3 protein-coding genes are annotated in these 7,121 nt (G+C 64.1%); 1 reads left to right on the top strand and 2 read right to left on the bottom strand.

The window, feature by feature from the left end; all coding sequences use genetic code 11:
- Window positions 1-165: 165 nt before the first annotated feature.
- The gene (locus tag AC1D1P_RS10380) at window positions 166-2,097 is read right to left on the bottom strand and encodes a sensor histidine kinase (RefSeq protein ID WP_477672914.1); all 1,932 of its coding nucleotides are present in this window, start codon (window positions 2,095-2,097) and stop codon (window positions 166-168) included.
- A gap of 54 nt (window positions 2,098-2,151) precedes the next feature.
- Complete coding sequence (locus AC1D1P_RS10375) at window positions 2,152-2,847, bottom strand: response regulator (RefSeq protein WP_477672913.1); 696 nt, start codon at window positions 2,845-2,847, stop codon at window positions 2,152-2,154.
- Window positions 2,848-3,240: 393 nt separating this feature from the next.
- Here AC1D1P_RS10375 and AC1D1P_RS10370 point away from each other — a divergent pair.
- Window positions 3,241-7,121, top strand: a 3,881-nt coding sequence (locus tag AC1D1P_RS10370; protein ID WP_477672912.1) for a two-partner secretion domain-containing protein, incomplete at its 3' end; no start/stop codon positions are given.

Here is a 7,121-nt window from a genome sequence, read left to right as displayed (position 1 = left end):
GCCTCACTTCGTGTAGCCAGATCCCCCCTCAGGGGGCGCAGCCTGCGGACTGGCAAAGCCAGTCCCGCGGCCCCCGTTTGTGCGCACAGAACTCTTCAACCGGCATGAGCCGTGGAACCGGCTTTGCCGGGMCACAGGCGGGCGGCCCCCTCGGGGGGCAAGGAACTACACGGAGTGAGTGACTGTGGGGGCCAATGGAAGCCACAAGGTAAAGCGCGTGCCCGCCGGCCCCGATTGCCAGTTGACCGTGCCGTCAATGGTTTGCGCGCGGCGCCGCTGGTTTTGCAGGCCTTTCCCCGCGGCGTCGCCAAAGGCTTGGTCGACATCAAAGCCCTGGCCGTTGTCTTCGATGATGACCTGCACCCCGGCGCCTTCGATGGCAGTGCTAAAGCGGATCTCGGTCGCATGCGTATGGCGCAGGATGTTGGCCACGCTTTCCTGGATGATGCGCAGGATGTGCAGCGCGCTGGAAGGGTTCAGCCAGTCCAGCGTGGGGAGTACCTGCACTTCCCACAGCAGCGTGACGCCGGTGCCTTCCAGCCGGGGTTCGAGCCGGAAACGCAGTGTGGCCAGCAGCAGCAACAGGTCGGCCTCCACCGGCTCCATCGAGTCGATGGCGAGCTTCAGGTCGTCCATACAGTCCTTGAGGGTCTGCGTCACGCGTTCGTCGCTCATGCCGCCGCCTTCGATGGAGCGGATGGCGCTGATCAGCGTCGAGCCCAAGCCGTCGTGCATGTCCTGCATCATGCGCTGGCGTTCATCGCTCAGCATCTGCTGCTGGGCAATCTCGCGCAGGCTGCGGTGGCTGGCTTCAAGTTCGGCTTCGCGTGCCCGCAGGCGCTCGGCCAGGCTGGCGTTGACCTGCTCGACTTCCGCAATGGCGCCGGTGTAACGGCGGTACATCACGTAACCGAAGACGCTGAAGGTGATCGCGTTGGTATGCGGGCCCAGATACCAGTTTTCGGGGCTGATGAAATTGTTCTGTACCAGCCAGTCGGTCGCGCTAAAGAGCGTGGCCAGCACCGTCCCGATGGCCACCACCATGGCGCTGCGAGAGCGCCCCCAGGCGTTGATGACGCCCGCCGCGCTGACGCTCACGCCCATCAGTGCGGCCACCACATACAGCACTGGTGTGGTCCTCGGCGTGTTGGGCAGGGCCGACCACAGGGGCAGGGTCAGCAGGGCCATCAGCACGGACGCGGTGATCAGTGCCCGCGTCAGCCACAGTTGCTGGCGCCGGTGCAGCAGGCCGATTGAAAAGTGCACCACCGTGACCAGCCAGAACAGCGAGTTGACGGTGAACCAGGCAAACCAGTCATTGGCAATCGGGAAGCTCACATAAAAATGCAGGCCCCGCATGAAGGACATGGCCGCCAGCACAAAAAACAGCAGATAGCCCGGCTCATGCCGGCGCCGCAACCACACCAGCAAGGCGAAGATGCCGACCGCGAGGAAAGCCGAGCTGAACATCCCCGGCAATTCCTGCTGCAGCCATTGGCGGCCGTGGTAGCGCCAGCTGATGGCATCCACCGGGCCCAGCCACAGTGATGACAGCGCCACCTGCGTCGCAGCCGTGTGCTCGATGCGCAGCGTGATCTCGTGCGGCGGCCGGCCATCGGCTGATTTCTCCAGCAGCACCCACATCGGCGTGTGCGGGCTGTTCCATAACGGGCCTTGCTGCTGTGCGGTGTGTACCAGGTGACCGTCGGCATACACCGCGAGGGTGCCGTCGGTGCGCACGCGGGCCGCATACAGCGCCAGTGGCGTGGATGATGCCGGGGCTTGCGGCACGGTCAGTCGAAACCAGCTGGTGCGTGTGACGGGGGCCTCGCCGGCGGATGCTGCAGCCCGGGCCTGTCCCAGCAACGCTATGGGCAGGGCATGCGGCAGCGTAACGGGTTGCCAGCGGTCCAGCAGGATTTGGCCGTCGAGGGTGAGCGGTGGCGAGGTGAAGCCCGCATCGGTTTGCACCTGCCAGTCAGCCTGGGTGAGATGCAGGGCCGCTGCGCTGGCGGAGCCACCCGCGCGGGTGCCTGCAGAGTCACAGGCGACAAGACCCGTCAGCACCGCAGCCGCTGCCAGCAGCGCTACGGCCATGCGGGGCGAAAAACGCAGGAGGCGGTGGTGATGAAAAGGCATTCGCGCGGGCAACTACTGCGCCAAAATGCCCTGGTTCCTGGCTTCGTAGATCGCTTCAGCCTTGGAGGTAACCTTGAGTTTGCTGTAGATGCGCCGCACAAAAGTGCGCACCGTGAAGTGCGACAACTCCATCAGCCTGGCGATTTCCACGGCGGTGAAGCCTTTGGTGATGTAGTCCAGCACTTCCTTTTCACGCGCCGACAGCAGCGATGGTGCGTCGATATCGGCGGGCGTCGTGCCGGCGCCGGCTGCGGTGCTGCGGCGAAAGCGTGCCAGCACCTGCCGGGCGATGATGGGGCTGATCGGGCTGCCGCCGCTGGCCAGGCTGCGGATCTCGGCCGCCATCTTCAGCGGTGAGCTGTCTTTCAGCAGGTAGCCGGCAGCGCCGGACTCGATCGACTGCATCACATGCGTCTCGTCGCCAAAATTGGTGCTCACCATGATGCTGCAGGCCGGCCACTGTCGGGAAGCCGCGCGGATCACGTCGATGCCCGAGCCGTCGGGCAGGCCCAAATCAACCAGCAGCACATCGGCCGGCGGCTGCATCAGCATCTGCAAGCCTTCGGCACGGGTGCCTGCCGCGCCCACCAGGCGCATGTCAGAAGCGCCTTGCACCACGCGACTCAGGGCTCCGCGAAAGCCCGGATCGTCCTCGACGATGGCGACATGGATCACGGGCAGATCTTGTTCAGCGGGAGGTGCATTCATCAGGCAGACATTTTGCGACGGTTTCGGGCGCGCGACTCGCTATTTGTGTAGATCGTTTGTTCTACATGCAATCCGGTAACGGGTGTCTGGTCACCGGCAGGGCCTGTTTGCTGCCCGTCGGTGCTGATCGTCATGCCACCCGAACAGCCGGTTCGCTATATTTTTGATAGCTGTTCGTGCCCATTCCTTTTGGTCTGCAGCCCGACATCCTGTCCAGGACGCGGCCCCTCAAGGTATCTGGCGTAGCGCATATGTGCTACAGACAGCGGCTTTCGTGATTCGTACGATGACGGCCAGTCGGCCAGAGCGTTCCATAACAGCCGGGGCGCGGGCCCGGCTGATTGGCGAACCGCCTGGTCCGCTGCAAGTTCCGCCCGTCAACGAAAGTCTTCCATGAAAAGCCACGCCAGCATGAACCGTATTTACCGCCTCGTCTGGAACGCGGCTTTAGGGTTGTGGGTGGCTGTGGCTGAGAACGCCAGAGGCAAAAGCAAGGGCGGCTCTGCGCGTAGCAGCGTGCTGTTCGGCTCGGCACCGGCCGAATCGGCTGAAGGGGGTGGCGAAGGCGCGGGCTTCAGGCTCAATACCGCCTGCCGCGCAGCGCTGGTATTGCTCACTTCTCTTGCCGTGGTCACGCACCAGGCGCGTGCTGCCGATGCGGCCAATGCCAGCGTGACCGCGGGTGCGGCTGGCATCACCACGGTCGGCAACACCACCACGATCAACCAAAGCTCCCAGCGGGTAGCCATCGACTGGACATCCCTGTCTACCGCAGCGAACGAGGCGCTGAGATTCAACCAGCCCAATGCGCAGGCGATTGCGCTGAACCGCATCACCGGCAGCAGCCCGAGCGAGCTGCTGGGTAGCCTCACGGCCAACGGCCAGGTCTTCATTCTCAATCCCAACGGTGTGTTGTTTGGTGCGGGTTCTCAGGTCAACGTCGGCGGCCTGGTGGCTTCTACCCTTTCCATGAGCAATGCCGACTTCATGGCCGGCAACAACGTGTTCACGGGTTCCGGTGGCTCAGTGGTGAATCAGGGCACGCTGAACGCCGCGCCCGGTGGTTACCTGGCGTTGCTGGCCCCCGAAGTGCGCAACGAAGGCGTGATGACCGCGAGCCTTGGAACAGCGCTGCTGGCTGCGGGCAACAAAGTCACCTTGAACCTCGACAACGGTAGTTTGCTCGGCTACAGCATCGACCAGGGTGCGATCAACGCACTGGCAGAGAACAAACACCTCATCCAGGCCGATGGCGGGCAGGTGCTGCTCTCGGCCAAAGCCCTGGACAGCCTGACCATGGGYACCGTCAACAACACCGGCATCATTGAAGCGAAGACCATCGCCAACAAGGCCGGCCGCATCATGCTGATCGGCGACATGGAACACGGCATGGTCAACATCGGCGGCACGCTGGATGCCAGCGCCCCCGATGGCGGTGACGGCGGCTTTATCGAGACAAGCGCCGCGCACTTCAAAATCCTGCCGGGCCTCAGGGTGAACACGCTGGCGCCGCGAGGCAAGACCGGCACCTGGCTGCTGGACCCGGCCACGATGACCATCGCGGGCGGCACAGGCGGGGCCGCCGACACCATTTACGAAGACACGATTGAAGCGATGGGTTCCGACGTGGTTATCGAGGCCACGGATTCGATCAACGTCGCGGGCACCTTCGGCAATGCCGATGTGGAGCTCCTCAGTGGCCGCAATCTCACCATCAGAACCACAGGCCCCACCGGTACCGGCATCGACCTCACGGGCAGCACGCATGGCGCCGGCCTGACGTTCAAGGTTTCCGGCGGGGGCTCGGCGAGCGTGACCACAGCCGCGGCCAGCCAGGCCATCAAGACCTCCGCAATTTCCGTGACCGGCGGCGCCGGAACGATCAATATCAACTCCGCCGGCGCGCTGGATATCAGCAACACGGTCCTGCAGACCAGCGGAGGCGCGATCACGCTGTCCGGGGCGGGCCAGGCCGGGAGCTCGGGCGTTCTGGTGTCCCAGAGCACCGTGAACGCCGGCACCGGCGCCCTCACCATCAACGGCACCACGACAGACCAGTCGCAGTATGGCGTGTTGCTGGACCGCTCCACGCTTACCAGCGGCAATGCCAACATCAACAGCGTCGATAGCGCCGTGAAGCTGGCGGGCACCAGCGTGGCAAGCACCGGAAACATCACCGTCGAAGCGTCGGGTGCCAGGACGAGCCACCACGCGCTCGAGCTCGTCAATGAAGGCGCCACGCAAACCAACATCGGCGTCAGCGGGGGCGGAACGATAAACATCACCGGCAGACTGGTGAATGGCGGTGGCAGCGCCACGGGCGGCTCTTCGGGCGGCGTGGTCGTCACCAATTCCAGCGTGACCGGCGGCACCGGCACCGTCACCATCGCCGGTGACGTAGGCATGACCGGGGTCATCGCTCAGGTGGCCCGCGGCGTACGGCTGGATTCTCTGGCCAGGATCACAGGTGCGGGCAATATCGACATCACCGGGCGTACAGGGTTGTTTTCCCTGGCAGGTACTGCCGGCGTGGAACTCGGCACCGGCTCGGAGGTATCCAGCACCGGCGGCTATATCACCGCTACCGGCCGGGCCGGTGTCAGTAGTGCCGCCACCGAGGTCAAGGGCCTGATAGCAAGAGGAAAAGTGCAGTCCGGCACCTTGCGCAGCATCACGCTGGACGGATCGTCCTCGTTAAATGCTGCCGGGATCAGCGGCTCCGGCGTCCTCATCGATGCCGGCGCAGACATCGTCGCGGGCAGGCTTGGTTTTAACAGTACGGGTTTGTTCAGTAGTTCGAACGGGGGAACGGCGAACATTACCGGCATCTCCATGGTGGGCGGCAGCATCAACTCGACCGGCGAGATCACCATGATCGGCAACCTCGGTGGGACAAGCTCTATGGGCGGGGGTCATGCCGTGAGCCTGACCGGCGGCAGCATCAACTCCAACACGGCGGCCATGACGCTGCGCGGAATGAATTTTCCTACGGGTGCAATTGCGCCGGCCGGCAGCTACGCCCTGAACATCGACGGCGCCAGCATCACCAGCGGAGGCGGTGCGATCACGCTGCTGGGCGACCGCATCAACATCGGCTCCGCCGTCAACGCGGGCGCGGGCAAGGTGCTGGTCAACACGGACATCTTCAGCGCCAACCAGCCGATCACACTCGGCGGCGCATCAGAAACCGCCGCCATGAACCTGAGCAACGCCGAGCTTAACCGGATCACCGCGTCGGTGATCGCGATCGGCAGCACTTCCAATACAGGCGGCATAGTCATCGGCAACACCGGCGGCGCGATCAACCTGGCCAGCGCACCCAGCTTGAGCCTGATAAACAGCAACGCTGCAGGTTCGGGCATCTCGCAAACAGCGGCATTCACGGTTGCCAACCTGAAGGCCGATGCACAAACCGTCATCCTGGACAACTCACTCAACCAGATCAGCCAGGTCAGCGGTCGCGCCTACGGAACGAACAATTTCGAGGTTAGCTCCTACTCTGCCTTGTCGGTGGGGACGGTGGACGGAACGGCCGGCATCACCCAGTCCGGCACCGGTCTTGTTGCGCTGCTAAGCCGCGGCGCGCTGTCGCAAACCCAGGCCATCGTCGCGAACACCTTGCAGGCCACCAGTTTCGGGGGCATGACGCTGGCCAACGCAGGCAACCAGATCCAGAATTTCGGCAGACTTAACAACAGTACATCGGGCGACATCACCCTTCGCAACACCGCCGCCACCGCCAGCTTCCAGGGCAGCTTCAACAGCGCCGGCCGCGTCGATATCGCCAACACGGGCAATATCTTGATGGTGGGCTCCTACATGCCTTTTTTGAGCAACGCCACGGGTACGACTGCGGGCACCGCCGGCTTCAGCATGGTGGCCACGGGCGGCATCAGTACGCAAACTGTCCAGACCAACATCAATCCCCTCTCGGGTGGCTCGGTCTACCTGGAGGCGGGCAACGGCAGCATAGGCGCCAGCACCGCCCGCCCCATCACCATTTACACGACCGGCCCGGTCGTTGCGGTGGCGAGCGGCGCCGGTTCACAGGTCAACCTGGACCTGGCCAACGGCGGCACCCTGGAAAACGTCAGTGCAACGGGCGCGGTGAACGTCACCGCTGCCTTCGCCCTGGCGGTCAAGACGGTGTCCGGCAGCTCGGTCACTCTCAGCTCCTCGCTCGGAGCCATCCTTGACGCCAATGGCGCGGCCAACAACATCACCAGCACCACGCTTAACGCGACCGCACGGGAAAGCATCACGCTGGGCACCAA

The sequence above is a fragment of the Polaromonas sp. P1_E1_2 genome, assembly GCF_056406035.1.
The sequence above is the reverse complement of the archived record's forward strand: the minus strand, read 5'-3'. Positions and strand labels throughout refer to the sequence as shown.

Bases quoted from the DNA above. Each gene is read 5' to 3' on its own strand.
- AC1D1P_RS10380 (WP_477672914.1), bottom strand. From the start codon at position 2,097: ATGGCCGTAGCGCTGCTGGCAGCGGCTGCGGTGCTGACGGGTCTTGTC.
- AC1D1P_RS10375 (WP_477672913.1), bottom strand. From the start codon at position 2,847: ATGAATGCACCTCCCGCTGAACAAGATCTGCCCGTGATCCATGTCGCC.